Raw genomic sequence first — 24,277 nt, forward strand, 5'->3', positions numbered from 1 at the left:
AAGGTAGATCATGAAATGCGTTAGAGTTGCTATTTTAGGGGTTTGTTTGGTAGGCGCTTGCTTTGGCGGCGAGCTTAAATTTGATGAAAAGAAATTTGAGCTAAAAAGCGTGCAAGTTGGCGATAGGACGCTTAAATTTAGAGCTTATGAGGGCATAGTCTATGTGGCAAAGCCAGCTAGCGACTATGAGGTGCTAAATTTTTATGTGCCAGAGGGTAAATTTAGCGACCAAAAAGGGGCTATCTTTATGCCAAACGCGATCGGTGGCTACATGAGCGCAATGCCACAAAAGCCAGAAATCCAAAATGAAAAACCAAATGCCACCCTTGAAGCGCTTCTTAGAGGCTACGTCGTGGCAAGCGTTGGCGCTAGAGGCAGGACGCTAAAAGATGGCGAGAAATTTATCGGCAAAGCGCCAGCTGCGATAGTCGATCTAAAAGCGGCCGTTAGATATCTTAAATTTAACGATAAATTTATGCCAGGCGACGCAAATAAGATCATCTCAAACGGCACGAGCGCAGGAGGTGCGATGTCGGCACTTCTAGGCACTAGCGCAGGCGCAAAAGAGTATGAACCATATCTTAAAGAGCTAGGCGCTGCAAAGGCGGACGATCAAATTTATGCCGTCTCAGCCTACTGCCCTGTTACAAATTTAGAGCATGAGGACGAGGCGTATGAGTGGATGTTTGGGGATTTGGATAAATTTGAAAGGATAGACTTCTCAAGTCTTGACGCGACTAGCTTTAACGACAGGAACAAAAAGCCAAAGATGATCACAGGCGAGCTAAACGCCACACAAAAAGAGCTCTCGCGCGAGCTAAAAACTAAATTCCCAGCCTATCTAAACTCGCTAAATTTAAAAGACGCCAAAGGCCACGCGCTATGCCTTGATGAAAATGGCGAGGGCAGCTTCAAAGAGTATATAAGCGCCCTCATCTCAAAGGCATTTACCACTACAAAAAACAGCGATAAAAGTACGCTTACGCCTAAATTTATAACTCTTGACACGCAGGGCTGCGAGCTTGGATATACGTTTAAGCTAGAAGACTTCATCGCCTCGCTAAAACGTGCCAAAGCGCCAGTTGCCTTTGACGGCCTAGCTCTTGAAAATGCTGAAAACGACCTTTTTGGCGACAGCAAAACGCCTGCAAAGCACTTTACTAAATTTGCCAAAGAGCGAAGTGGCGGCGAGATGGCGGAGGCTAGCGTCATAAAGATGATGAATGCGATGAACTACACCGCAAACAAAGAGGCGGCGAAATTTTACCGCATAAGACAGGGCACAAACGACACCGACCTGGCCCTTGCCGTGCCTGCTATGCTCGCACTCTCGCTTAAAAATGCTGGCAAAGAGGTTGATTTTGAAGCGGTCTGGGGGCAAGGACACGGCGGTGACTACGATCTAGACGAGCTTTTTGCTTGGATGAAAAGAGTGGAGCAGAGATAAATTTAAGGAGTTTTGATGTTTAAAAAGCTATTTTTACTAGCGGTTTTGGCGGCGTTTGCCTTTGGGGCAGAGGCGAAAGTGAGCTTATATGAGCTACTTTCAACGCCAAATAACAAGAGCTTGCTAAAGCGTCTTGGCAGGGAAAATATTCTTAGCTCAAAGAGTGAGCTAGGCACGCAGGCGATCTTTTTTGCGAGCGCAAAGAGCAAGCCAGAGCTATTTTACGTGCTTGAGTTTTACAAGGACGAGGCGGCTTATAAAAAGCATCTAAGCTCGGCGCATTTTAAGAAATTTGCAAGCGCGAGCGCTGAAATTTTAGCTAGCAAAAAGGCTATAAGCGTGAAAAAACGGGCTGCGTTTTCTAAAAATTTAACGCCAGAGCGCTTAAAAGATGCCTACTTTCACATCACAAATTTAAACCTTTTAGCAAAGAGCGATGCGAAATTTGAAAAGATCATCAAAAAGTATATGCAAAAAAGCGTAGATGATGGTGCTTACGCGCAGTTTGCCTTTAGTCAAAAAGAGGCACCTAATAAGTGGGTGCTGGTTGAAATTTACAAAGACGAGGCTAGCTTTGAGAGCTACCGCCACAGCGAAAACTACAAGGCTTATGCCAAAGAGCGAGCTGGGCTGATAGACGAATTTGACGGCTTTGGCCTAAAAAACGAGACCTCATTTAGCAAGGTAAAATTTTAGGAGATGTTATGAAGAAAATTTCACTTTTTTGCGCACTTGCACTCATTGGCAGCACGGCTTTTGCCCTTGATAGGGCTGGATGTGAGAGTTTAAAAGATGTGAAAATTTTAAACAACGAGATGATAGACGCGGTGTGGAATGAGAGTGGCGAAGTATCAGCCGATAAGATGTCTGCGCTAACTGGTGGCAGTAAAAACACTATCAAAGCAAAGCCTCACTGCGTGGTGCATGGCAAACTCTATAAGCGCACCGGCAGTGATGGCAAAGAGTATGCGATTGATTACGAGCTAAGGCTGCCAGAGCAGTGGAATGAGAAGTTTTTATTTCAAGGCGGGGGCGGTATGGACGGCTTTGTAGCGCCTGCTCTTGGCGCAGTGCCGATACGCACAAGCACAGCCACGCCAGCATTTCTTAGAGGCTACGCGGTGGTTACTACAAACTCAGGACACCCAGAGCCAACGGCTGAGTTTGGGCTAGATCAACAAGCAAGGCTAGACTATGCCTATCAGGCGATCGGCAAGGTCACGGACGCAGCTAAGCAAATTTTAGCCGCCGCATACGCCAAAAAGCCAAAACATAGCTACTTTATGGGCTGTTCAAATGGCGGCAGGGCAGCACTAATCGCAGCCCAGCGCTATCCGCTAGAATTTGACGGCGTCATCGCTGCAAACCCTGGCTTTAGGCTATCTCGCGCGGCGATCGCTCAGCAGTGGGACAACCAAGCTCTTATGAAGATAGCTCCGAAAAATGAAAAAGGCGAGAAAATTTTTGCAAATGCCCTAACGCAGGACGACCTTAACAAGCTAAGCCACGCCGTGCTAGAAAAATGTGACGGCTTAGACGGACTAAAAGATGGGATCATCAATGCGTGGGAAGCGTGCAAATTTGATCCAAAAAGTCTAAATTTAGCGAAGCAAAAGATAGAGGCGATAGAGAAAATCTTTAACGGAGCCAAAAATAGCAAGGGCGAGCAAATTTATAGCGGCTGGTTTTACGACTCAGGTGTGAGCGCTGAGGGCTGGAGGCAGTGGAAGCTAGGAGACTCACAAAGTGCTAAGCCAAACGCTAGAAATATCACGCTTTCAAGCGGCTCGGTGAATTACTACTTTTTAACGCCAGCGCAGCCAAATTTTGACACGATAAATTTTGACTTTGACAAAGACACGCCAAAGACTTTCGAGACCGCAGCGATAAATGACGCCATCTCAACAAGCCTTAGCACATTTAGCGCAAATGGCGGTAAGCTAATCATCGTAACTGGCGTTTCAGACCCAGTTTTCTCGGCAAAAGATCAAAGAGATTGGTTTAAAAAGCTAGAGGCTGATAATGAAAATAGCCAAAATTTCGCGGCATTTTTTGCGCTACCTGGGATGAACCACTGCGGTGGCGGCAACGGCATAGATGACGTCGATCCGCTTAGTGCGCTTGAAGCGTGGCATGAAAAGGGCGAAGCACCAAAGAGCATGCTAGCCAAGAGCAAGAGCTACGCTGGCAAGGAATTTTTAGTGTGTGCCTATCCAAAGGTAGCTACATACGTGGGTGGCGACGCTAGCAAGGCAAGTAGCTTTGTTTGCAAGTAAATTTAAGAAAGTAAATTTAAGGGGCAAAAATGAGTGAAATTTTAGTCGTATCAGGTCATACAGACCTTGAAAATTCATTTGTGAATAAGATCATTTTAGGCGAGCTAAAAAAGCACTTGCCAGAGGCTAAATTTGACATGCTAAGCGAGCTTTATAAAAACTACGTGATCGATGTAAAAGCAGAGCAAGAAAAGCTAGTAAAAGCTGATGTGATCGTGCTTGTTTATCCATTTTTCTGGTACGGCGTGCCATCACTTTTGCAAAAGTGGCTCGAAGATGTGCTAGTTCATGGCTTTTCTCACGGCAGCACGGGAGATAAGCTACGTGGCAAGAAGCTGGTGCTTTCATTTACCTCTGGCGCGCCTGAGGAGCTTTATAAAAAAGAGGCACTTCAGCGCTATGAGATAGAGGAATTTTTACCGCCACTTAGGGCATTAGCAAATATGTGTGGCATGGAGTTTGCAGGCTATGTTTATAGCGGAGGGCTATCATATCAGAGTAGGCACGATGAGGCAAAGCTTACTTTGATGAGGCAAAAGGCGCTTGATCATGCAAAGGGGCTAGAGGAGCTGATAGGTAAAATTTCATGATACCGGCGAAATTTTATAGATATGTTTTTGCGTTTATAATGTCAGCATGTATGGCGCTTATAATGTCCTTTATGCTGACATATTTTAACCTAGGCTTTATTGACGGCTTTGTGCAAATTTGGCTAGCAGCTTATCTAAAAGCCTTTATGGTCGCCTATCCTGTGATATTTTTCATAGCGCCACTGGCTGCAAAACTAGCAAATTTGATATGTAAAAGCGAGAAGTAAATTTGAAGTGTGGCTAGAGAGCCTAGCCACGTGAAGGTTTATTTTAAAAGACCTTGTTTTTTCATTTGGTCCATTACTTGAGCAAACATCTCTTTAGCTTGTTTGCAAGTAGCGTCTTGTTGCTCTTTTGGTAAAGAAGCTAGTTGATCCATTGATTGTTTCTTTTGATCTTCGTACATTTTTACTTGTTGCTCTTGACCAGCTTGTTTGTAAGCTTCTACCATCTTATCGATGTCTGAGAAGTAAGACTTGCAAGTATCTGTAAGATCTGCAGCGTTTAGGCTTAGTGCAAAGCCAAGAGTGGCTAAAACTAGAAGTGATTTTTTCATATTTTCTCCTTGTGAAAATTTAAAGAGATTATATAGCTTTTTTATTTTAAATAGATTTAAATTTATTAAATTTAGCCAAGACTGGCGCCTTGGCTAAATTTTTTGGCTTTTTAGCCTAAGAATTCGCGCTTGAAATACTCTTTTGGAGCTTTGCAAAGTGGGCAAGCGCCTGGAGCTTTTTTGCCTCTGTGAACGTGTCCGCACACTTCGCAAACCCAGATGTCTTCTTCGTCGCTCTCAAAAAAGCCCTCTTCATCAAGCATCTTTTTAAGCTCTAAATACTCTCTTTCATGCTCTACTTCAACCTTGCCGATCGCGTTAAATAGCCTTTCAACATCTCTTAGCTCTTCTTCTTTTGCGATCTTTGCAAAGTCTGGATACATCGTCGTATGCTCGTAGTTTTCGCCAGCTGCAGCGTCAAGTAAATTTTTATCCATCTTGTCGATCGGATCGTTCATCATCTCGTGATACTTCTTAAATTCAGCCCTTGCGTGCCATTTCTCGTTTTCGGCTGCCTCGTAAAAGTGTCTAGCTATCGCGTGATAGCCTGCTTCTTTAGCTAGGTCGCCGTAAAGCTCATACTTGTTTCTAGCTTGTGACTCGCCAGCAAATGCCTTCATCAAATTTACCGCTGTTAAATTTTCAGTGATGCATTTCATCTCTTCGCCGCAACAGGTTAATGTGCCGCCTCCAACTTTTTGAACCTCGATCTCGTTGCCGCATTTCTCGCATTTGTATGTTTCGTATTGTCTCATTTTGACTCCTATTTTGATAAAATTTGAGCGGATTATAACCAAATAATCAAAATATGTAAATAATAATTTTTATTGATAACGTATATTATTTTTATAAATTTGAAGTTATAATAAGACAAAAATTTAAAGGCATAAGATGACTACAACGATTGATTTTAAAAATGCTGACTATGGATTTATCGAGCTTATAAAAGAGATGGCTAGGCAGGCAAATGTAGAATTTGAGCAAAGAGATAAGGTCTCAAGGCTTGACAAAGCTATCAAAGAGATCGAAAATGGCGAAGTAGAGAGATTTAAAACATTTGAAGAATTTGAAAAGAGCCTTGATGCTTGAGATAGAGTATTCAAAGAGTTTTAAGAAAGCTTTTAAAAAGCTAAATGAAAATGAAAAAAAATTAACTAAAGATATCATCTGGCAATTAGCAAATAACGAGGAATTAGCATCAAAATATAAAGATCACGCTCTTATTGGAAGCTATAAAGGTTTAGAGAGTGTCATGTTAAGCCAGACTTGCTCTTGATATATAAAAAACAAAACGAAATTTTACTTCTTACATGCGTTGAAATAGGAAGTCATAGCGAACTTTTTCAATAAATTTAACAAAAAACCAAATCCATCATCACAAATTTAAAAAAGACAAATTTCAGCCAAAATTTATTCTAGCGTTAAAAGTGCGGTTGAGCTTGGTTGTAGAATAACTCAAAATAAATCATCCAAAGGAGATCATCATGAGTTTTCTATCTAAATTTAGTAAGGCTATCTTTGCTGTTGCGGTAGCTGGTGCGATCAGTGCTAGTGCATTTAGTGAGGGCGAGGACTACGTCAAGCTTGAAAAGCCACTAAGTGTCGGACAAAATACGCTAGTTAAAATTTTTAGCTACGCTTGCCCATTTTGCTACAAATACGACAAGAGCGTCACTCCAAAGGTAGTTGAGAAAATCCCTGGACTAAAATACGAGCCATTTCACCTAAAGACAAAGGGCGATTACGGCGAGGTTGCGAGCAAGGTCTTTGCCGTGCTTATCGTTATGGACGAGGCAAAGGGAGTGAGCTTATTTGATGAAAATTCGCTATTTAAAAAGGCTAAATTTGCCTACTACAAAGCTTATCATGACAAAAAAGAGCGCTGGGGTGATGGCAAAGACGTTGAGGGCTTTTTGAAAACCGGACTTGATGCAGCTGGCGTTAGCAAAGCAGACTACGAAAAAGAGCTAACTAATCCAAAAGTGACTGAGCTACTTAAAAAGTGGGATGAGAGCTATGACGTGGCTAAAATTCAAGGCGTGCCAGCATTTGTCGTAAATGGCAAATATCTCATCATGACAAAATCAATCAGCTCGCTTGACGGCATGGCAGCACTCATCGAAGAGCTTCTTAAAAAATAGGGCGCCACATGAGCTTTTTTAAAAAAATGGCTAAATTTCAAGACTCACGCATCTCTTGGGCGATCCTAGTCTTTGTAAGCGTCGCGCTTGTCGTTATCGCGCACTCGCTCTTTCAAAACTACGCCTATATGCCTCCTTGCGAGCAGTGCGTCTATATACGTTTTGCCTTTTTGTGTATGGCACTTGGCGGCGTGATCGCTATCATAAATCCAAAAAATTTGCTCTTTGCTCTAGTTGGCTACGTCTTTGCCTTTTGGGGAGCGGTGCAGGGCATAATGTATAGCGTAAAGCTAGCCAAAATCCACGACGCGGTGCATGGCGATGATCCTTTTGGCGTGCAGGGCTGCTCGACTGAGCCGCACTATCCATTTGGCTTGCCACTTGAGAAGTGGGCGCCTGACTGGTTTATGCCAACGGGTGACTGCGGCTATGACAGCCCTATGGTGCCTGATGGCGCGGTGCTAAGCGATTTGCAAAAGAGCATAGTGGATCTTTATGTCGATGGCTGGTATCTTGTGCCGTCGTCTAAATTTATGTCGATGGCCGATTGCACGCTGCTTGGCTTTGGCATTTGCTTTGTTGTGCTTGCACTTATGCTTGTTTCAAAGCTCTTATCTTTTAAAAATTAAATTTTAGTTAGCCCTATTTTTGGGCTAACTTAGGATATACTGCGCGCATGGGTATTAATTTAAAATCACAAAATATTAAAATTTATGCGATCATCTTGCTAGCGAGCCTCTTTGTCGTGCTTCTTGGGCTAAATAGCTACAACAATGCAAAAGAAAAGATCATCGAGCTATCTGATAAAAACAATATCGCAGTCAGTAAAAACATCGTTAGCAACTTTCAAATTTGGCTTGATGAGCGCTTAAATTCACTCATCCGTGCGTCAAAATTTATCCAAAACTCTAGCATCATTGATGACGATACTAGGGTGGCAAATTTCATAAAACTCTTTAAAGAAAATGCGAAAGAATTTGATCTCATGCAGCTTCTAAGAGAGGATGGCGAGATCTTTGTAGATGATCAAAAGATCTCAGAAGAGGTGATGTCAAAGCGTGAGCGAGCAGGGCTTATCTGGTATGTCGAGACAAAAAATACAAATGCCCCAAGCGTAAATTTCATGCAAAATCACAAAATTTTAAAAGACTCAACTCTAAATTTATGCGTGCCAGTTGAAAAAGACGCGAAATTTGAGGCGGCACTTTGCGGTGTCGTGCGCATAGGCACTATCTTTGATAGCATTAAAAACTTTAGCCTTGCGCCAAATTCTTACTCATTTTTAGTAACTCACAGCGGCGAGATCCTCACATCGATGGCCGATATAACGCTTAAAAGAGAGATCGAGGAGAAATTTAAAGAGCTATTTTTAAAAGATGAGGACATCACTAGCCTAAAGATAGGGCAAAATTTGATCCAAGTAGCCGAGATACCAACGATGAACTGGTTTATCGGAGCTGGCACAAACAACGAAGAAGAAATTTTAGCCATGACAAGAGAGGCGCTAAAAAACGCTCTAAATTTACTCTTTGCCTTCGTCGCACTTGCATTTTTGGCAAACAGCCTGCACAACTTCATGTATAACAAGATAAAAAAGGTGCAAGACGAGTACGAGACCTTGCTGGCGCACAGAGCCAGGATGAGCGAGGCTGGAGAGCTCATAAGTGGCATAAGTCATCAGTTTATCCAGCCAGTAAATTCGCTAAAACTGATGCTAAGCTCGGCGATAATGCTAAAAAAAGAGGGCAAACTAAGCGATGAGGAGCTTGTAAATTTACTAGAAAAAGGGCAAAGCTCGATCGAGCTTCTTTCAAAAACAATCGAAATTTTTAGAAATTTTTACAAAAGCGCTGAAAATGTTAGCGAATTTGATATCCAAACAAGCGTTAGAAATTTAATAACACTTATGCACACAGAGCTTAGCCGTGCAAATGTGAGCGTGAAATTTAGCGGATTTGAAGAGATGAAGGTCTGTCAGATAGAAAACATCATCCAGCAAATTTTGCTAATCCTAATCCACAACGCAAAGGACTCACTCGTTGAGAGCTACAAAGATGAGCCGCTAAAACGCGTGATAGAGCTTAAATTTAGAAGCTTTGAAGATAAGTGCTACATCGGCGTTTATGATAATGGTGGCGGCGTGAGCTACGAGATGAGTAAGAAAATTTTTACCTGGCTAAACACCACCAAAAAGCAAGGAAATGGCATAGGACTTTACTTTGCTAAAAAGCTCGCGCGCGAGAAGCTAAATGGCGACATCACGCTTGCGCACAACCTAAAGCCTACGATTTTTGAGCTAAGCTTTGATAAGAATTTAAAGGGTTAAAAGATGCAAGAGGCACTAGAAATTTTCTTAGTAGCTGAAGATGACGAGATGGCAAGGGAGCTCATCATCACTGGGCTTAAGCCATACTGTGGTCAGGTCGTAGGCGCAAAAGATGGGCAAGATGGGCTGGAGAAATTTAAAAAACAGGGTTTTGACATCGTGATGAGTGACATTCACATGCCAGTGCTAAATGGCTTTGAGATGATGAATGAGATAAAAAAGCTAAAACCTCATCAGAAATTTATCGTCTTTACTTCATACGATAGCGATGAAAATTTGATCAAGAGCTATGAGCAGGGGGCGACCTTGTTTCTGAAAAAGCCTATCGATATAAAGGATCTTAGATCGATGCTGATAAGCCTAAGCTTCGAGCGAGATGAGAAGCTAGTGCGCCTAAGTGATGAGGTGAGTATAAATTTAAAAAGAGAGAAAATTTATAAAAACGGCAACGAGCTATATCTTAGCTTTTTGCAAAATAAGATATTTTGGCTATTTGCCTACAACCTAAACAAGCTTGTCACCTACGAGATGATAGAGGAATTTGTCTATGAGAGCACCGAGGTGAGCAAGGCTGCTATACAAAATGTAGTGCTTCGCCTAAAACGCGAGCTTGGAGTGAAATTTAAAAACATCAGCGAGAGTGGGTATATCTTAGTTGTACCATAGTACAATAGACAAAGCTTTTTTAAAACAATAAAATATACTATTATTGAGATAAAACAAAAAAGGTGAAGAATATGTCAAACAAAATAGGTATTATAAAAAGCATCTCACAAGGAGCAAATGTAATCGCAACTGCAAAGGACGGCACTCAAAGAGTGTTAAAAGTAGGCGATGAAATTTTTCTTGGTGAGACTATACAAACAACTGATTTTGACTCAAAGGTAGTCATAACTGCAAATGATGGTAAAGATATCGCACTGATAGGAAAAGATACTCTAAATTTAGACAAGAGCGTAGCTCACAACGAGAGCTTTGGAAATGATAGCGTAGCTGATGTAAGCGCTATACAAAAAGCACTTCTTGATGGTGCAAACATTACAGATCTTGAAGAGACTGCAGCTGGCGGTAACCAAGGTGGTAATGCTGGCGGAGACGGCGTAAGCTTAGGTGCAGCTAGCTTTGAAGAGGGTGGTCACTACTCAAATATCACTGATGATTATAGAAATTTACCTGACTCAAATAGAGCCTTTCAAACTCCAGAAAACTCAATCGGCGGCTACAATGACGGCAATGACGCAGGCAATGTAACTCCTGTTGCGCCAGTCATACCTCCAATTAGCGTTGATATCAAAACTTTAACTGATGATTTTGGAACTATAAAAGGCGATTACAGCTTAGATGCGCCAAGCGTACCTCGCACAAATGACGCTACTCCAACCATAAGTGGCACAGTTGAGCCTACTGCTGTAAGAGCGGTTGTTAGCGTACTTGATAAGAACGGGCACGAAGTCTTTACAAAAACTCTAAATCCAAGCGACTATGCTGATGGTAAATTTAAATTTACAACTAATGAGTTAAGCGTAAATGGTAGCCATGATGGCGATTATGAAGTAAAAATAGTAGCAACTGGAAGAGACGGCAATACTGCAACCGATACTGGTAGCTTTGTGCTTGATACAGTTGCTAAAATAACTATAAACGTTGAAACTGAGATGAGTCTTGTAAAAGAGTCTGAGATGAGTAGCGGACTAAAAGGAAATTTCTGGTTTAACCACATCTATGAAGAAGGCGTAAGAGGTACTGAGCTAAGACCTTATGCCTTTAATAATACAACATACGCTCATAACGGCATGAAGCAAAATGACTTTGTCGAATACTATATGAATAACACCAAACCTTGGGCAAGCTTTAAAGCAAAAGAGCTAAATTTCCAACAAGGTAAAGGCGGCGATAGAGATAATGTTGATAGCGATGCTGGAACAGTCTCAGGACTAGATGGCGCTCATAATAAGATAGGCACGGTCGATCTTGATGGTAATGTAGTAACTCCAAATAATGAGTGGGTAGCTCCAAATTTCAAAGCGCTTGAGTACTTTATCGACAACGCAAAAGGTAGTGAAATAATACGTCTAAGAGATGCTCCTAATGGCAAAAACACAACGGCTGGTGCGATGATAAATTTAAAAGGCACTATGTATCTTGAGCCAGGGGATTATACATTTGACGCAAAAAATACTGATGATAGCGTGAGATTTAAAATTGATGGCGTTACTATGGTCGATTATGACACTATCCACTCAGAAAATAGTGCCACAGTTACAACTTTACACGTTGATAAAGCAGGTTACTATAACTTTGATATGAGCTATGCAAACTATATCTTTTGGGGCAAGTTAAAACTAACAGTTTCAAAAGATGGCGGACCTGAGAGCATACTTGGATCAGAGGCAAGTGGCATAAAACTAAATTCAACTGACTTTGACAGCTACATAGATCCTGAAACAAGAAATGTCTATAAAGTCACTCAAAAGATCACAGGAACTGTCGCTGACGTAGAAGATGGACAGATCGTAACTATCACATCAAGCACAGGCGAGAGCCATACAGCTAAAGTGATAGATGGTAAATATGAAGTTGAGTTTAAAACAATCGATCCAAAAGCGACATACACAGCTAAGGTTAGTGACCTTGTAGGCAACGAGGCGCAGGCAACATCAGCTAAGCTAAATGTCGCGACAGACCTAATAGACGCGACTGATAATGACGCAAGTGGCAGTATTAACAACAAACAAACAAATACAGGCATAGATGACGCAACTAAATATTATAAATATACAATTGATGACATCACTCAAACTGATAAATTTTCATCTAATGCACCACTACCAGTCTTAAGCGACAAGACTCCGACATTTACAGGTGAGATAGATAAAAACGCAGCCAGCGCTGAGATCGTTGTGCTTGATAAAGACGGACATAAGGTCTTTACAAAAGTGCTTAATCAAAGCGAATTTTCAAATGGTAAATTTGAAGTTACATCTGATAGCTTAGAGGATGGCAACTATAAGATCAAAGCAACTGCTATCTTTAAAAATGGCGATAACGAGACAAAAAGCACGGTAGTGAGTGATTTTGTGGTTGATAAGACACCGGTTACTATAGAAAACATCAAGGTTATAGAAAATGACAATGATGGGTTAAAACATACGATCAAATTTAACCTCAAAAACTATGAGGATGGCGATAAGATCGAGAGTATAAAAATGATAAAAGCTGACGGAACTACTGAGATCGTCCCTTTTGACGCAACTAAGCAAACTAATGGCGTGCTAAGTATTGAATATAATAATAGGATAAAACTAGGCGATAAGATCGAAGTTGAGATGACTGATAAGGCAGGCACAAAATATACTCATGTAAATGAAATTTTAGTTCCAACTATGACGCAGTTTGAAAATAGTAACGACACAACTACAAATGCAAACAACCGCTCAGCTGAGAAGTCATGGAGTACTATGGATATGAGTGAGAGCGGCTTTAGAGCCGATGGCTCAAGGATCGTTTCAAATGATGCTGTCCCATATATAAGAGCTGTAGTGCCAGATGATAGAGAAATACCTACAAGTAATTTTGTAGCAACCAATGTTGATGCTGGTGTGATAAAAAATCTTGCAATTCAATCTAGAAATGAAGGTCCTATTAGAAATGTAACACCAGAGCATTATGATAGGATCACTGGCTTTAATAATAAAATATTTAGCGGCCTTGAAGGAATGCAAGATGGAGTTTATAAACTTTCTATCGATGGCAAATATGGAAATGGCGATAAATTTCTTTTTAACTCTATAAAATTTACGATCGATGCAACAGCTGCAACGATAGATAACTCAAATTTTAACTACGATGCAGCAGCTAGAAAAACCACATGGAGTGGAAAACTAAGTGAAAATGGAGTTGGTCCAAGCTACGAGCTAAGAGAGCACTTTGAAGAGGCAGCAAAGGGCATAGCTTTGAAAGATAGTATCACTATAAGAGATACTAATGGCAATATAATACAAGCAGATAGTGTGGATATAGATGATGATGGGCACTTTAGAGCTATATTTAACGGCGAAGTAAAAGCAAGTGATGTCTATCTGCAAGTTTCTGATATTGCTAAAAATACAAGAGTAGTTGCAGACAATAACAACGATAATGTTATCACAACGACTGAGGGCAACGATATCATAACCGTTGGAGATGGAAACAACAGGATCAACGCAGGACGCGGTGAAAATGAAATTCGCACAGGCAATGGCAACAATATAATCATCACTGGCGATAACAACGATGTCATAACCACAGGAAGTGGCAACGACTATATTGATTCAGGCTTAGGCAACTATAATGGTTCAAAAATAGGCGATAAGGTAAATGCTGGAGCTGGCGATGATAGAGTTGTGTTTAACTATAACGGAGGTATGTCGCTAGTTCAAAGACTTGATGGTGGAGAGGGCACTGATACGCTCATCATGCGTCCAGTTGCAAAGGATAGCACTATTGATTTTAATAAGATAAATGGTAAAGAATTTAATAGCACTGTCCAAAATTTTGAGAAAATTCAACTTGGTGCAGATGCTGATGGCAACGATAATCAAGCCATTAAAATGTTAAATTTAAAACCAGATGATGCTTTAAGTATTACTGACAACATAAATACTATCTTAAAAATAGATGGCAAAAATGATGACAGCATCTCTTTAAAAGGATTTACACAAACTAATGACCAAACTAATGTCGAGCATGGATATACAAGATATGAGGGTCAAACAAGCTCAGCTACTCCGACAACTATCTACATAGATGTCGATAACGACATAAATAAACAACTTGTATAAAATTTGGGCTTTTTAGCCCAAAATTCTTCTTTTAAATTTCTATTTTTACTCCCAAAAAACGCCTTTAAAAACCATCTTTGTACCAAAGTACAATATACAAATTTAATAAAAAACACTAGAATAAATCAAAAATAAAAATAAGGAATAAAGATGGCAGCTATAGCCGGCAAGGTAAAAAGCGTCACATCTGATGTTATAGCGATAGATAAAAACGACCGTGTAAGAGTTCTAAACGTAGATGATGAGGTTTATATAGGTGAGAGTATAAAGGGCGAGAGCCAAAGTGCGAGCGTGACTATCACTGCAGTGGATGGTAGCGACATATCTTTAAATGGATATGACACGATATGGCTTGATAGTAGCGTGGTAAGTGCTGATACTAGCGCTGAAAATAGCATCGATACTGACGCGCTTTTTAGAGCGCTTCTTGGAGAAAACTACGCTGAGATACTTGATCAGATGAATGAAAAAGTAGAAGATATGTTTGCAAAAACGCAGCCAAATGAGACTGAAAATAGCTCAAATAGCCTTGAAAGCAGTGAAAATTTAGTGCACAAGCATAGCGCAAATGATGAGATTTTATCTGACTCAAACGAGCTAAAAGTAGATAACTCTTATGAGCATGCAAATTTTGACGCAACTACGATATATATCGAGATCGATAACGATATAAACAAACTTTCATAAATTTGAGCCTCTTGGCTCAAATTCTTTTAAAAACTCAAATTTAACTAACATCTCTTATAATAAAGCAAAATTTACAAAAGGAAAATGATGAAGAAAATTTTAATCATCGCAGGCTCTTGCAATAGCGGCACAGCAGGGCTTCAGGCTGATATAAAGACATGTGCTAGGCTAAACTGCTATAGTGCAACGGCAGTCACTTCGCTAGTTGCTGAGACCACAGACGCGATAAAAAGCGTAGTTTGCTTAGAGCCTAGCTTTGTTAAAGACCAGCTTTGCACGCTTGCGGAGGAATTTAGCTTTGATGCCATAAAGATCGGCATGCTCTTTAGCGAGGAGATAATGGACGTGGTGCATGAGTTTTTGCTCACCCAAAAGTGCAAGATCGTGCTTGATCCAGTCTGCGTCTCAAAGAGCGGCCACAAGCTCATAAAAGATAGCGCAGTAGAGAAGCTAAAAGAGCTAATGAAGCTTGCCACCGTCGCCACGCCAAATTTAGACGAGGCAAATGTCCTTTTTGGAGGGAATTTCAAAGATCTGCCTTGCGATATCATCGTGAAAAAACATGTAAGTGAGGATAGCAGCATAGATATGCTTTATAGAAAAGATGGCTCACTGCAAAATTTCAAAACCCCGCTTGCTAGTCCGCTTGTGATGAGCGGCACTGGTTGCACTTTCTCAACGGCGCTTGCTTGCTACCTTGCAAAGGGCAAGAGCTTGGAGGAGGCCATAGGGCTTTCAAAAGAGTATATTTGTGAGATTATAAAAGAGAGTATCGACACAAAGCTAGGCAAAAACCGCCTACTTTGGCACGGAGCAAAGTAAAATTATTCTCACAAGATCATGGTAGAATATGATGTTGTGAGGTTTTTAATGTTATAAGATTGCTATTTTAACTTTCTTATTATATAAGTAAAATCTTTTTTATTATTCATTAAATAATCTATACCGCTAGTTAAAATTATCTCAACTTTTCTATCTATTAAAATATACCTATCGTGAAAGCCATTTTGATACGGTGATATATTATTGGCTGAGTAGTCTTTTACAGTATAACTATTATGGATTTGTTTTATCGTAGTTTTTTGATCTTGATTTAATCCAAAGCATTCTAATGTTAGTCTTTTTTGAGGAATACACTGTTCTATAAAATCTTTAAAACTCTTAAAATTATTGCCCATATATTGATCATAGATAACAATATAATTGGCATTTTCGAGCAATGCTTTAATATGTGCAATAGCTTTACCTCGTGATGATGATTTGAATGTACCGGTTAAATTATTTTCTATCTCATCGCCATTTATATTTACATATGGAAAATCATTTTTTGTATTTGATAAACAAATTTTATATATAGTTTTTAAGAGTGCTTTAGATAAATCATCATAAATATGGGTACTTGATACTAATTCGGATTTTAAATCATTATCTAATATACTGAACTGTTCTTTTGTTGGTAGAATTTTAGGCTTATAATAATGCAAAAATTTCTCTATAGTATCATTATTTACTGATTCGCCGTGTTTAAATTTGATAAATTCTTGCAACAAATCATCTTCACAACACATAGAAAATACCATTACATTATCTCCAATAATTCACCAAGACTAACATCCAAAAAACCAGTAGGAAAATTGATTTTTTCTTTTTTAAAATTTACCAAATGCCCATTTTCATTTATATCAATTATTTCAAATTCTTTATTTGGATCATCTTTGTAAAAAAATCTCACATCATTGGCATTAAATTTTCTCTTATAAATCTCATACCTTAATTTGTGTAAAAAATATTCTGAGTGAGTTTCTATAATTAGCTGAACTTTATTTTTTGATACAATTTCCGCAAAAAAACTAGCCAAATTTGATATAGCTTTTGGATGCAGATGAATTTCTGGGTTCTCGATCATAAAGATGTCATCTGGTTTTAACCATAAGGCAACAATTAGTATTCTTATGACATAACTTACACCAGTTCCAACATTAAAAGTAGAAAGAATATTTGAGGTAATAAGACTAGATTTATAGCCTGCTTTTATATTTGAACCATCTATATCTTCCGTATAAAGCTCAATATCTAAATCTAAAATTTTTTTAATCCAATACTTAAGATTACCAGATAACGTTTCGTCATTATTATGATCTGCCACAAAACTTACAATTTGATCTTTATATTTTTGAAAAAAACCAAAAACATTTTTACCATTTATTCCAAATTTTATATTTTCGCTATAAGTTGCTATATCTTCTTGTCCTATACGATTAGAACTAATATAGTATAAATTATCTTCAAAAACTAAAGGAGATTTCTCATTTATAACCCAATTACTGTTACTATCACATTTTAATATGTATTCTCCATTGTCCATTTTTATTTGCAATGTAACTTCATTGCTGTTATTATTAAAATTTCTAATTTCTTGAAATTTTTTAACCTTTATTAATGCCTTTTCTAGTTCCGAATTTTGGTTAGAATAATAAGACAATAGTAAAATACTCTGCATTAATGTAGTTTTGCCAGATGAATTAGTCCCAGTAAATATAGTTAGCGGCTTTAATTCAATTTCTTGATTGTTTATACTTTTAAAGTTGCTAATTTTCATTTGTTGTATCATTGTAAACCCCTATAAATTTTTCTACACTATCGAATCTGAATTTAATATTATCTTTACTATCTATTCCATACGTAAACCTTTCTGGTTTGTCAAATTCTTGCGTCTTAAATTTCTCCAATTCTTCTTTGTCTATTTCTATATTTTTTTCCAAAGCCAGCATAAACATATATGTTATACACTCAAATAAACCCATGTTTATAGGTCTTTTTCTATTATTGCCATCTTTGTTCTTAAATCTAAAAACACTATCTCCATAGTTATCAGATATGTATTGCATTGTTTTATCAAATGCATCTTTTAAGTATTTTATTTCATCAAGAGTCTTTGTGTTGATATACTGCATGACATTTTTTAAAAAGTCATCAATGTCAGAACTAAAATCGATTTTTTTCCTAAATTTATCTGTTCTAAGCAAATAGAAAGCAACAAACCTAAGAATTAGATATCTATCTTTCATTGTGGTTGCATTTAGAGAATATCCTGTTGCGTGTTTAAAACTTTCTAGTTCACTCATTTCTTTTATAAGTTTAGTTGATGTTCCTTGATATAGAGCATTTCTCATTTCTTGATTGTTTAATTTTGTTCCGCCCCTATTTAGTCTGTCAAATATATTAAATTTAACCCTCTCTGGTGCCGGAGGTAAAATAGTGTAAATGTCTAATTGGTAATCTTCTATTTTATTTTGTTCATATACTTCAAGATCTTTAAAGTATTTATTATTTAAGGTTCTCAATATTTCTAATTTTTCTAGTTTAAAGTTATTGTTTAAAAAATCTGCCATGCAAGTTAAACGTTGTCTTCCATCGACAACTTGTTTGATACCCTTTTCATCCTGAAATAAGTATATAACAGGTAATGGTATCCCCATCAGAATAGATTCTATTAGTTCACTTTTTTGTTTTAGACCCCATCTTCCTTCATCTCTTTGAAAATCTGGGTTTAATACAATATTGCCTTTTACAGGGTCGTCGTATTTTCTTTTAAATTCAAAAACACTCATTCTACCCTTATCTATTCTTATTTCCTTTAGTGGGTATACTGTTTCAATATTTTCTGGACCAAGACTATCTTCGCCCTCAAAATCAAATAAATTATTATCCATAACTGTCCTTTATATAAAATTTTAAGTATCGTATTTTTTATGCCTCTAATATCGCTCCGTTGCTTGCGTTTGTGACTAGTTTTTGATACTGCCTTAGCCAGCGAGAGGTTAGCGCTTTATCGACTGGCTTAAATTCCGCTCTTCTCTTTGCGACCTCAGCTTCGCTTAGGCGAACGTTTATCTCGTATTTATCAACGTCTATATCGATGATGTCGCCATCTCGTAGCAAGCCTATCATGCCGCCCTCAGCTGCTTCTGGGCTTACGTGGCCGATGCTTAGACCCCTTGTCGCCCCGCTAAAGCGACCATCCGTGATGAGAGCTACGTCCGCGCCAAGTCCTCGTCCCATGATGAGCGAAGTAGGGCTTAGCATCTCTTGCATGCCAGGGCCTCCGCGTGGGCCTTCGTAGCGGATGACGACGACATCGCCTTTATCTACTTTGCCACTTGAGATGCCAGCTATCGCTTCATCTTGTGAGTTAAAGCAGACCGCTTTGCCGCTAAATTTACGCTCGCCAACGATGCCAGCTGTCTTGATGACACAGCCTTGCTCGGCTAAATTTCCAAACAAAATGGCAAGTCCGCCGACCTGAGAATAGGCATTTTCCACCTTGTGGATGACGCTTTCGTCTTTGATGTCGCTAGATTTTACGCGCTCGCCCAAAGTCTCGCCGCTAACTGTTAGGTTGTCCAAATTTAGCATGCCGTGGTCTCTGCGTGAAATTTCTTTTATCACTGCATTCATACCGCCAGCTCTGCCGACATCCTCCATATGCACGTTTGGCAAGCTTGGGCTGATCTTGGCGATGTGAGCGATGTTTTGACTGATCTTATTTAGCTCTTTGATGTCTAAATTTACGCCAGCTTCTCTTGAGATGGCTAACATGTGAAGGACGGTGTTGCTGCTGCCGCCCATCGCCATATCAACGACAAGTGCGTTGCGGATCGCCTTTTCATTTAGTATGTTTCTTATCTTAAATTTCTCATCAAGGGCGATCTGGCAAATTCTGCGAGCAGCTTGTCTGATGAGCTCCTCACGCTCTGGAGTTAGCGCTAGGATGGTGCCGTTGCCAGGGAGCGCTATACCCATCGCTTCGCAAAGTGTGTTCATAGAATTTGCCGTAAACATACCGCTACAGCTGCCGCCACTTGGACATGCGTTGCACTCGATATCTCTTAGCTCAGCCTCGTCTATCTCTTTGGTTTCAAATTTGCCAACCGCCTCAAACGCAGTCGCAAGATCGATCGGCCTGCCATCTTTTGTGTGGCCTTTTCTCATAGGACCGCCGCTTACGACAATGGTCGGGACATTGACCCTTAAAGCACCCATAACCATGCCAGGGACGATCTTGTCGCAGTTTGGCATACAAACAAGCGCGTCAAGTGCGTGCGCGTTCATCACAGTCTCAATAGAATTTGCGATGATCTCGCGGCTAGGCAAGCTATATAGCATGCCTCCATGCCCCATCGCGATTCCGTCATCCACGCCGATGCAGTTAAATTCAAACGGCACACAGCCATTTTTGCGAATTTCATCTTTTAAAATTTGTGCGTATTTGTTTAAGAAAAAGTGCCCAGGGATGATCTCTATAAAGCTGTTTGCAACGCCGATAAATGGCTTGGCAAAGTCATCGTCTTTTAGCCCAGTCGCACGTAAAAGTGAGCGGTGTGGGGCTCTTGTGTAGCCTTTTTTGATTATATCGCTTCTCAAATTTGATCCTTTTTTTAAAATTTGAGAGGATTTTATCACATCTAAAGTATCAAAAATTTTAAAAGTTTTTACAAAATTTAAAAGAAAATTTTTAATAAGTTTTATAACGAAAATAACACGTTAAATTTAACTCTCTCTTAAAAGATAAGATAGATAAAATGAAATTTGCCTCATTTTGATCAAAATGATGTATAAATTGATAACGTAAAATTGTCATATATGTGTCACAAATGCCGAATTTAAGGGCTTTATTGTACCTGGATACAATAGACATAAATTATAAAATTCATTAAAATGCTAGAAAAAATTTAACAAGGATAACCATGTCAAACAAAATAGGTATTATAAAAAGCATCTCACAAGGAGCAAATGTAATCGCAACTGCAAAGGACGGCACTCAAAGAGTGTTAAAAGTAGGCGATGAAATTTTTCTTGGTGAGACTATACAAACAACTGATTTTGACTCAAAGGTAGTCATAACTGCAAATGATGGTAAAGATATCGCACTGATAGGAAAAGATACTCTAAATTTAGACAAGAGCGTAGCTCACAACGAGAGCTTTGGAAATGATAGCGTAGCTGATGTAAGCGCTATCCAAAAAGCACTTCTTGATGGTGCAAACATCACTGATCTTGAAGAGACAGCAGCTGGTGGTAACGCAGCAGCTGGAGCTGGTGGAGATGGCGTAAGCTTAGGTGCCGCAAGCTTTGAAGAGGGCGGACACTACTCAAACATTACTGATGATTATAGAAATTTACCTGACTCAAATAGAGCTTTTGACTCTTTTAATAACCCAGTTGGCGGCTATGCAGACGCTAACGACGCTGGTGCTGGCAATATAGGCGGATCAGCAGCTAACACTCCAGTGGCTATCAAGATATCGCTTGAAGGCAACGGCGAGGCAAGAGAGGCAACTCCAAACGAGCATCTAGTCTATAACCTAGGCTTATCAGCTGCCACAAGCTCGACTACACCTACTGATCTAACGCTAAATTTAAGTGGTGCAAGTGCAGGCAGAGACTACTCAAACGTTATGGAGTATTCACTTGATGGTGGAGATAGCTGGACTACGATACAAAATGGCGGCACGATAAGTGGTGTTGCGCCAAGCGATATCGCAAATGTAAAGGTTAGAGTGCAAGTGATTGACGACTACGGTCAAACAGCAGGTAATCAAAACGAGGGCACAAGTAGCGAAGATCTAGGCGCAAATATCGCTCCTGGTATAAAAGACTATGGCGTTTATAAAGAGGGCGTAACTCTTAGTGTGACTACAAACAACGCTGCTATCACATCTGGCGAGGCTGAGGGCAAGATCATCGATAATGATGATAAGATCGACATCACACAGGATATAAATCCAGATGATTACGAAGGTGTAGAACCTACCATAAATCGCAGCTTTATAAACTATGATCCAGACAATGGCAACAACACTATGAAAACCATCATCGATACAAAAGATGGTGATGATACGATAACCATAAAAGAAGGTGTAAATTTTAGAAGCGGGATATACGATCTAAAAAAAGATGCCAATGATGTCATAAAAATGGGCGATGGCGACGATGTCCTTAATATAGAAAAAGATGCTGATGTTAGTTCTACAAAAATAGATATGGGCAATGCTGGTGGAGAGAACAATCAAGACACAGTAAATATAGATAGCGCTACCATAGTTGATACAAGGATCACAAGCCATAATGGCAATGATGTATTTACGATTAAAGAAAATTCTTATTTTGACAATGTCTTGTTCAAAACAGGCGATGGCAATGACACTGTAAATTTTGAGAAAGATTCAAGTATAAAAAATACAAAAATAGATACTGGCTCTGGTGATGATGTAGTTAATATAAAAACTGATGTTTGGGCATTTGCGGATAATGGTGGAACAACTAACGAGACTGAGTATGCAGGAAGCAGAACTGATGGCTTTATAAGAACAGGCGATGGTGATGACACTATAAATGTTACTGATGCAAGTATCAGAAGAACTGATATCGATACAGGCGATTCAGACAAAGGCGATATGCTAAATTTCATCAGTGCAGGCATATATGACTCTGAAATTAAAAGTGGCAATGGAAATGATAAATTTATTCTTGAGAATACCGAAGCAAATATTGTAGATATCTACACAGGCGAGGGCAATGATAGCCTAACTATCAAAGGTAGCACCAAAATAACAAATAATAGTGCCGAGCATAATAACCCTATAAGCTCACCAGCTCACGTGGCAAATCCAGTAGCTAACCAAGCTGGAATTCACTCAAACTACATAGAGATGGGCAAAGGTCGAGATACATTAACTATCGAAAGAGGCGCTGAAATTTCAAACACTAAGATAAACACTAGCTCAGCTGATGCTGGAATAAGTGACGATAGAGATATTGTAAATGTTACTGGCGCTAAATTTAACAACGCTGCCATTGAGACTGGATATGGCGATGATGAGATAAATTTAAAAGATGTCACCATGATCTCAAACGATGGATACAGCACATATATCGGCGCAGGCAGCGGAAATGACACTATTAACGTCTCTGGAAATAGCTCATTTGACAAGGCTATCATTTACACGAACGGCGGAGATGACCATGTAAATGTCGATGGTGATGTTTCTATGGTGGATTCAAACATTATGCTTGAAAATGGCAACGTAACACTAAATGTCGCAAAGGCTACTGGTCTAGTTGATACAAACATAGAGGGTGCAGGCGTTGGAAATGCTGGCGTAAAAACCGTGACTATCGATAACGCTGAGCTTAGAAGGGTTACTATAAATACCGCAGATGACGGCGATAGCGTGACTATCGGAGCTGGCACTCATGACAACACTGATGTTAAAATTTTCACTCAAGGCGGAGACGATACGATAAATATCAACGCTGATCTAACTGGCACATCAAGTGTAAATTTAAGTCCAGCTGCGGGTGAGATGGCTCACAATGATGATGCATCAAACATCAACTCAGGCAAAGGCAACGATACTATCAATATAGCTGATAATGTAACACTAACCAACACCTACCTTTCAGGTGGTGACGGCAGCGACTTAGTCGATCTTGGCAAGAATGTAAGCCTAAATGGCACTGCTATAAATGGAGGCGACGGCATAGATACGCTAAAAATCCACGACGACTCGTTTAACACAACAAATGCCGGCAAGATAAGTGGTTTTGAGGTACTTGATATGTCTGAAGCCAATGAGCATTTTACATTTCAGCATGCTTCAGATATCGCAAATTTCATAAAAAATGTCGGTGGCGAAGGTGCGACATCGCTGATCGTAAAAGGCGTAAAAGGCGTTGGTACATTTACAGAGGGCTCAGCTGAAGTAGCAAATGCTTCTACTGAAATTAGCAACGGATATGTATATAGCGTAAATGAAGGCGGTCAGACATTTACGCTTACTATACAAAATGTCAATGTAAATGAGTTGTTGCCATAAATTTTTAGACCCATTTCTTGGGTCTAAACTCTTTTTAAAAACAGGATCAAAATAAAATATATAAATATAACTATATCGTACCTAGGTACAATATACAAATCAAAAAATTAATCATAAAATATTATTGAAATTAATTTTATATTAAGAAGATATTTTGTTAATTTGTTTGCATTGAAGGGAGGGGCTCCATGCAAAGCGAGAAGACAAAAAATTTACTTGATGAAGTAAATGAAACAATAGATTTTATATTTAGAACCTGTAACAGAAATGGTGGCACGAAGAAGGCTTTAGAAGATAAAAAGCTAAGTAGAGAAATTTTAAAAGATAAATTTAAATCGATCTTTTCAAAATTTGGCCAGATAGATGAGGCTAGTTTTAAGAGTGCGATCCTTGCAAATGAGGAAGCAAAAGAGCTAAACGAGATAGCGATGGCTCTTGAGATAGACGAAGATGTAAGCTTGCTAGAGCTAGAGCGAGCGATAAATTTTGACCTAACTAGCGTCAAAGAAGAAATTTATAAATTTCAACATAATAACTAATATACTTCGGTGTGAG

The 24,277-nt window shown here is 39.3% G+C and carries 21 protein-coding genes and 1 pseudogene; 16 read left to right on the forward strand and 6 right to left on the reverse strand.

The features are described from left to right. Positions 1-10: 10 nt before the first annotated feature. The 5 genes from CVS91_RS02410 to CVS91_RS02430 are packed head-to-tail and all read left to right on the forward strand — an operon-like array spanning position 11 to position 4,540. Entirely contained in the window at positions 11-1,447 is a 1,437-nt protein-coding gene (locus CVS91_RS02410; RefSeq protein ID WP_107830061.1) for a subtype B tannase, read from the forward strand. Between the two features lie 15 nt (positions 1,448-1,462). Then, complete coding sequence (locus CVS91_RS02415) at positions 1,463-2,143, forward strand: putative quinol monooxygenase (RefSeq protein WP_107830062.1); 681 nt, start codon at positions 1,463-1,465, stop codon at positions 2,141-2,143. 8 nt (positions 2,144-2,151) lie between these two features. Further along, positions 2,152-3,723 carry a tannase/feruloyl esterase family alpha/beta hydrolase gene (locus CVS91_RS02420; RefSeq protein WP_107830064.1) on the forward strand — a complete coding sequence of 524 codons (1,572 nt, stop codon included), beginning with the start codon at positions 2,152-2,154 and terminating at the stop codon, positions 3,721-3,723. 29 nt (positions 3,724-3,752) lie between these two features. Then, complete coding sequence (locus tag CVS91_RS02425; protein WP_107830066.1) at positions 3,753-4,313, forward strand: NAD(P)H-dependent oxidoreductase; 561 nt, start codon at positions 3,753-3,755, stop codon at positions 4,311-4,313. Beyond that, positions 4,310-4,540: a DUF2798 domain-containing protein gene (locus CVS91_RS02430; protein ID WP_107830068.1), complete on the forward strand. Its 231-nt coding sequence runs from the start codon at positions 4,310-4,312 to the stop codon at positions 4,538-4,540. The genes CVS91_RS02425 and CVS91_RS02430 overlap by 4 nt, the downstream gene beginning before the upstream one ends. 38 nt (positions 4,541-4,578) lie before the next feature. On the opposite strand, the gene CVS91_RS02435 is transcribed toward CVS91_RS02430, so the two are convergent. After that, positions 4,579-4,869, reverse strand: a complete 291-nt coding sequence (locus CVS91_RS02435) for a DUF5339 domain-containing protein (protein ID WP_002940734.1) — start codon at positions 4,867-4,869, stop codon at positions 4,579-4,581. A gap of 110 nt (positions 4,870-4,979) precedes the next feature. Next, positions 4,980-5,624 carry a ferritin family protein gene (locus tag CVS91_RS02440; RefSeq protein ID WP_012140636.1) on the reverse strand — a complete coding sequence of 215 codons (645 nt, stop codon included), beginning with the start codon at positions 5,622-5,624 and terminating at the stop codon, positions 4,980-4,982. A 136-nt stretch (positions 5,625-5,760) separates the two neighbouring features. On the opposite strand from CVS91_RS02440, the gene CVS91_RS02445 reads away from it, so the two are divergent. From CVS91_RS02445 to CVS91_RS02485, 9 genes and pseudogenes are all read left to right on the forward strand, one after another. Further along, entirely contained in the window at positions 5,761-5,958 is a 198-nt protein-coding gene (locus CVS91_RS02445) for a hypothetical protein (protein ID WP_012140635.1), read from the forward strand. Then, positions 5,951-6,219: pseudogene (locus CVS91_RS02450) on the forward strand (type II toxin-antitoxin system YafQ family toxin). Before CVS91_RS02445 ends, CVS91_RS02450 begins: the two are co-directional and overlap by 8 nt. Before the next feature lie 134 nt (positions 6,220-6,353). Beyond that, complete coding sequence (locus CVS91_RS02455) at positions 6,354-7,010, forward strand: thiol:disulfide interchange protein DsbA/DsbL (protein ID WP_107830070.1); 657 nt, start codon at positions 6,354-6,356, stop codon at positions 7,008-7,010. Between the two features lie 8 nt (positions 7,011-7,018). After that, entirely contained in the window at positions 7,019-7,639 is a 621-nt protein-coding gene (dsbI, locus tag CVS91_RS02460; protein WP_107830072.1) for a protein-disulfide oxidoreductase DsbI, read from the forward strand. 47 nt (positions 7,640-7,686) lie between these two features. Continuing rightward, positions 7,687-9,336, forward strand: a complete 1,650-nt coding sequence (locus CVS91_RS02465) for a sensor histidine kinase (RefSeq protein WP_107830074.1) — start codon at positions 7,687-7,689, stop codon at positions 9,334-9,336. 3 nt (positions 9,337-9,339) lie between these two features. Continuing rightward, positions 9,340-10,002 carry a response regulator transcription factor gene (locus CVS91_RS02470; protein WP_107830076.1) on the forward strand — a complete coding sequence of 221 codons (663 nt, stop codon included), beginning with the start codon at positions 9,340-9,342 and terminating at the stop codon, positions 10,000-10,002. A gap of 71 nt (positions 10,003-10,073) precedes the next feature. Next, positions 10,074-14,156 carry an Ig-like domain-containing protein gene (locus CVS91_RS10265; protein WP_107830078.1) on the forward strand — a complete coding sequence of 1,361 codons (4,083 nt, stop codon included), beginning with the start codon at positions 10,074-10,076 and terminating at the stop codon, positions 14,154-14,156. Between the two features lie 150 nt (positions 14,157-14,306). Next, entirely contained in the window at positions 14,307-14,843 is a 537-nt protein-coding gene (locus CVS91_RS02480; protein WP_107830080.1) for a hypothetical protein, read from the forward strand. 87 nt (positions 14,844-14,930) lie between these two features. Continuing rightward, a complete protein-coding gene (locus tag CVS91_RS02485) occupies positions 14,931-15,665 on the forward strand; it encodes a hydroxymethylpyrimidine/phosphomethylpyrimidine kinase (RefSeq protein ID WP_107830082.1) in 735 nt (244 codons plus the stop codon). Positions 15,666-15,727: 62 nt separating this feature from the next. On the opposite strand, the gene CVS91_RS02490 is transcribed toward CVS91_RS02485, so the two are convergent. From CVS91_RS02490 to ilvD, 4 genes are read right to left on the reverse strand one after another with little or no spacing between them, the layout of a single operon-like run. Continuing rightward, on the reverse strand, positions 15,728-16,390 hold the full coding sequence (locus CVS91_RS02490; RefSeq protein WP_159071391.1) for a hypothetical protein: 663 nt from the start codon (positions 16,388-16,390) through the stop codon (positions 15,728-15,730). Between the two features lie 32 nt (positions 16,391-16,422). Further along, positions 16,423-17,454, reverse strand: coding sequence for an AAA family ATPase (locus CVS91_RS02495; RefSeq protein ID WP_107830086.1), 1,032 nt, complete (start codon positions 17,452-17,454; stop codon positions 16,423-16,425). Then, on the reverse strand, positions 17,432-18,556 hold the full coding sequence (locus CVS91_RS02500) for a DUF262 domain-containing protein (protein WP_107830088.1): 1,125 nt from the start codon (positions 18,554-18,556) through the stop codon (positions 17,432-17,434). The genes CVS91_RS02495 and CVS91_RS02500 overlap by 23 nt, the downstream gene beginning before the upstream one ends. Before the next feature lie 37 nt (positions 18,557-18,593). After that, positions 18,594-20,267: a dihydroxy-acid dehydratase gene (gene ilvD, locus CVS91_RS02505; RefSeq protein ID WP_107830091.1), complete on the reverse strand. Its 1,674-nt coding sequence runs from the start codon at positions 20,265-20,267 to the stop codon at positions 18,594-18,596. A gap of 323 nt (positions 20,268-20,590) precedes the next feature. Between ilvD and CVS91_RS02510 the strand changes: the two genes are divergently transcribed. Both CVS91_RS02510 and CVS91_RS02515 read left to right on the forward strand, forming a co-directional pair. Next, a complete protein-coding gene (locus CVS91_RS02510) occupies positions 20,591-23,722 on the forward strand; it encodes a hypothetical protein (protein ID WP_107830093.1) in 3,132 nt (1,043 codons plus the stop codon). 188 nt (positions 23,723-23,910) lie between these two features. Then, on the forward strand, positions 23,911-24,261 hold the full coding sequence (locus CVS91_RS02515; protein ID WP_103557760.1) for a hypothetical protein: 351 nt from the start codon (positions 23,911-23,913) through the stop codon (positions 24,259-24,261). Positions 24,262-24,277: the final 16 nt, after the last annotated feature.

The sequence above is a fragment of the Campylobacter concisus genome (assembly GCF_003048985.1).
GTDB classification, from domain to species: Bacteria; Campylobacterota; Campylobacteria; order Campylobacterales; family Campylobacteraceae; genus Campylobacter_A; species Campylobacter_A concisus_AY.

What these genes read in the sequence shown, in the direction of transcription:
- dsbI (WP_107830072.1), top strand. Translation starts at nt 7,019, where the DNA reads ATGAGCTTTTTTAAAAAAATGGCTAAATTTCAAGACTCACGCATCTCT.
- CVS91_RS02420 (WP_107830064.1), top strand. Translation starts at nt 2,152, where the DNA reads ATGAAGAAAATTTCACTTTTTTGCGCACTTGCACTCATTGGCAGCACG.
- CVS91_RS02470 (WP_107830076.1), top strand. Translation starts at nt 9,340, where the DNA reads ATGCAAGAGGCACTAGAAATTTTCTTAGTAGCTGAAGATGACGAGATG.
- CVS91_RS02510 (WP_107830093.1), top strand. Translation starts at nt 20,591, where the DNA reads ATGTCAAACAAAATAGGTATTATAAAAAGCATCTCACAAGGAGCAAAT.
- CVS91_RS02495 (WP_107830086.1), bottom strand. Translation starts at nt 17,454, where the DNA reads ATGATACAACAAATGAAAATTAGCAACTTTAAAAGTATAAACAATCAA.
- CVS91_RS02410 (WP_107830061.1), top strand. Translation starts at nt 11, where the DNA reads ATGAAATGCGTTAGAGTTGCTATTTTAGGGGTTTGTTTGGTAGGCGCT.
- CVS91_RS02500 (WP_107830088.1), bottom strand. Translation starts at nt 18,556, where the DNA reads ATGGATAATAATTTATTTGATTTTGAGGGCGAAGATAGTCTTGGTCCA.
- CVS91_RS02465 (WP_107830074.1), top strand. Translation starts at nt 7,687, where the DNA reads ATGGGTATTAATTTAAAATCACAAAATATTAAAATTTATGCGATCATC.
- CVS91_RS10265 (WP_107830078.1), top strand. Translation starts at nt 10,074, where the DNA reads ATGTCAAACAAAATAGGTATTATAAAAAGCATCTCACAAGGAGCAAAT.
- CVS91_RS02515 (WP_103557760.1), top strand. Translation starts at nt 23,911, where the DNA reads ATGCAAAGCGAGAAGACAAAAAATTTACTTGATGAAGTAAATGAAACA.
- CVS91_RS02415 (WP_107830062.1), top strand. Translation starts at nt 1,463, where the DNA reads ATGTTTAAAAAGCTATTTTTACTAGCGGTTTTGGCGGCGTTTGCCTTT.
- CVS91_RS02430 (WP_107830068.1), top strand. Translation starts at nt 4,310, where the DNA reads ATGATACCGGCGAAATTTTATAGATATGTTTTTGCGTTTATAATGTCA.
- CVS91_RS02445 (WP_012140635.1), top strand. Translation starts at nt 5,761, where the DNA reads ATGACTACAACGATTGATTTTAAAAATGCTGACTATGGATTTATCGAG.
- CVS91_RS02455 (WP_107830070.1), top strand. Translation starts at nt 6,354, where the DNA reads ATGAGTTTTCTATCTAAATTTAGTAAGGCTATCTTTGCTGTTGCGGTA.
- CVS91_RS02480 (WP_107830080.1), top strand. Translation starts at nt 14,307, where the DNA reads ATGGCAGCTATAGCCGGCAAGGTAAAAAGCGTCACATCTGATGTTATA.
- CVS91_RS02425 (WP_107830066.1), top strand. Translation starts at nt 3,753, where the DNA reads ATGAGTGAAATTTTAGTCGTATCAGGTCATACAGACCTTGAAAATTCA.
- CVS91_RS02440 (WP_012140636.1), bottom strand. Translation starts at nt 5,624, where the DNA reads ATGAGACAATACGAAACATACAAATGCGAGAAATGCGGCAACGAGATC.
- CVS91_RS02485 (WP_107830082.1), top strand. Translation starts at nt 14,931, where the DNA reads ATGAAGAAAATTTTAATCATCGCAGGCTCTTGCAATAGCGGCACAGCA.
- CVS91_RS02435 (WP_002940734.1), bottom strand. Translation starts at nt 4,869, where the DNA reads ATGAAAAAATCACTTCTAGTTTTAGCCACTCTTGGCTTTGCACTAAGC.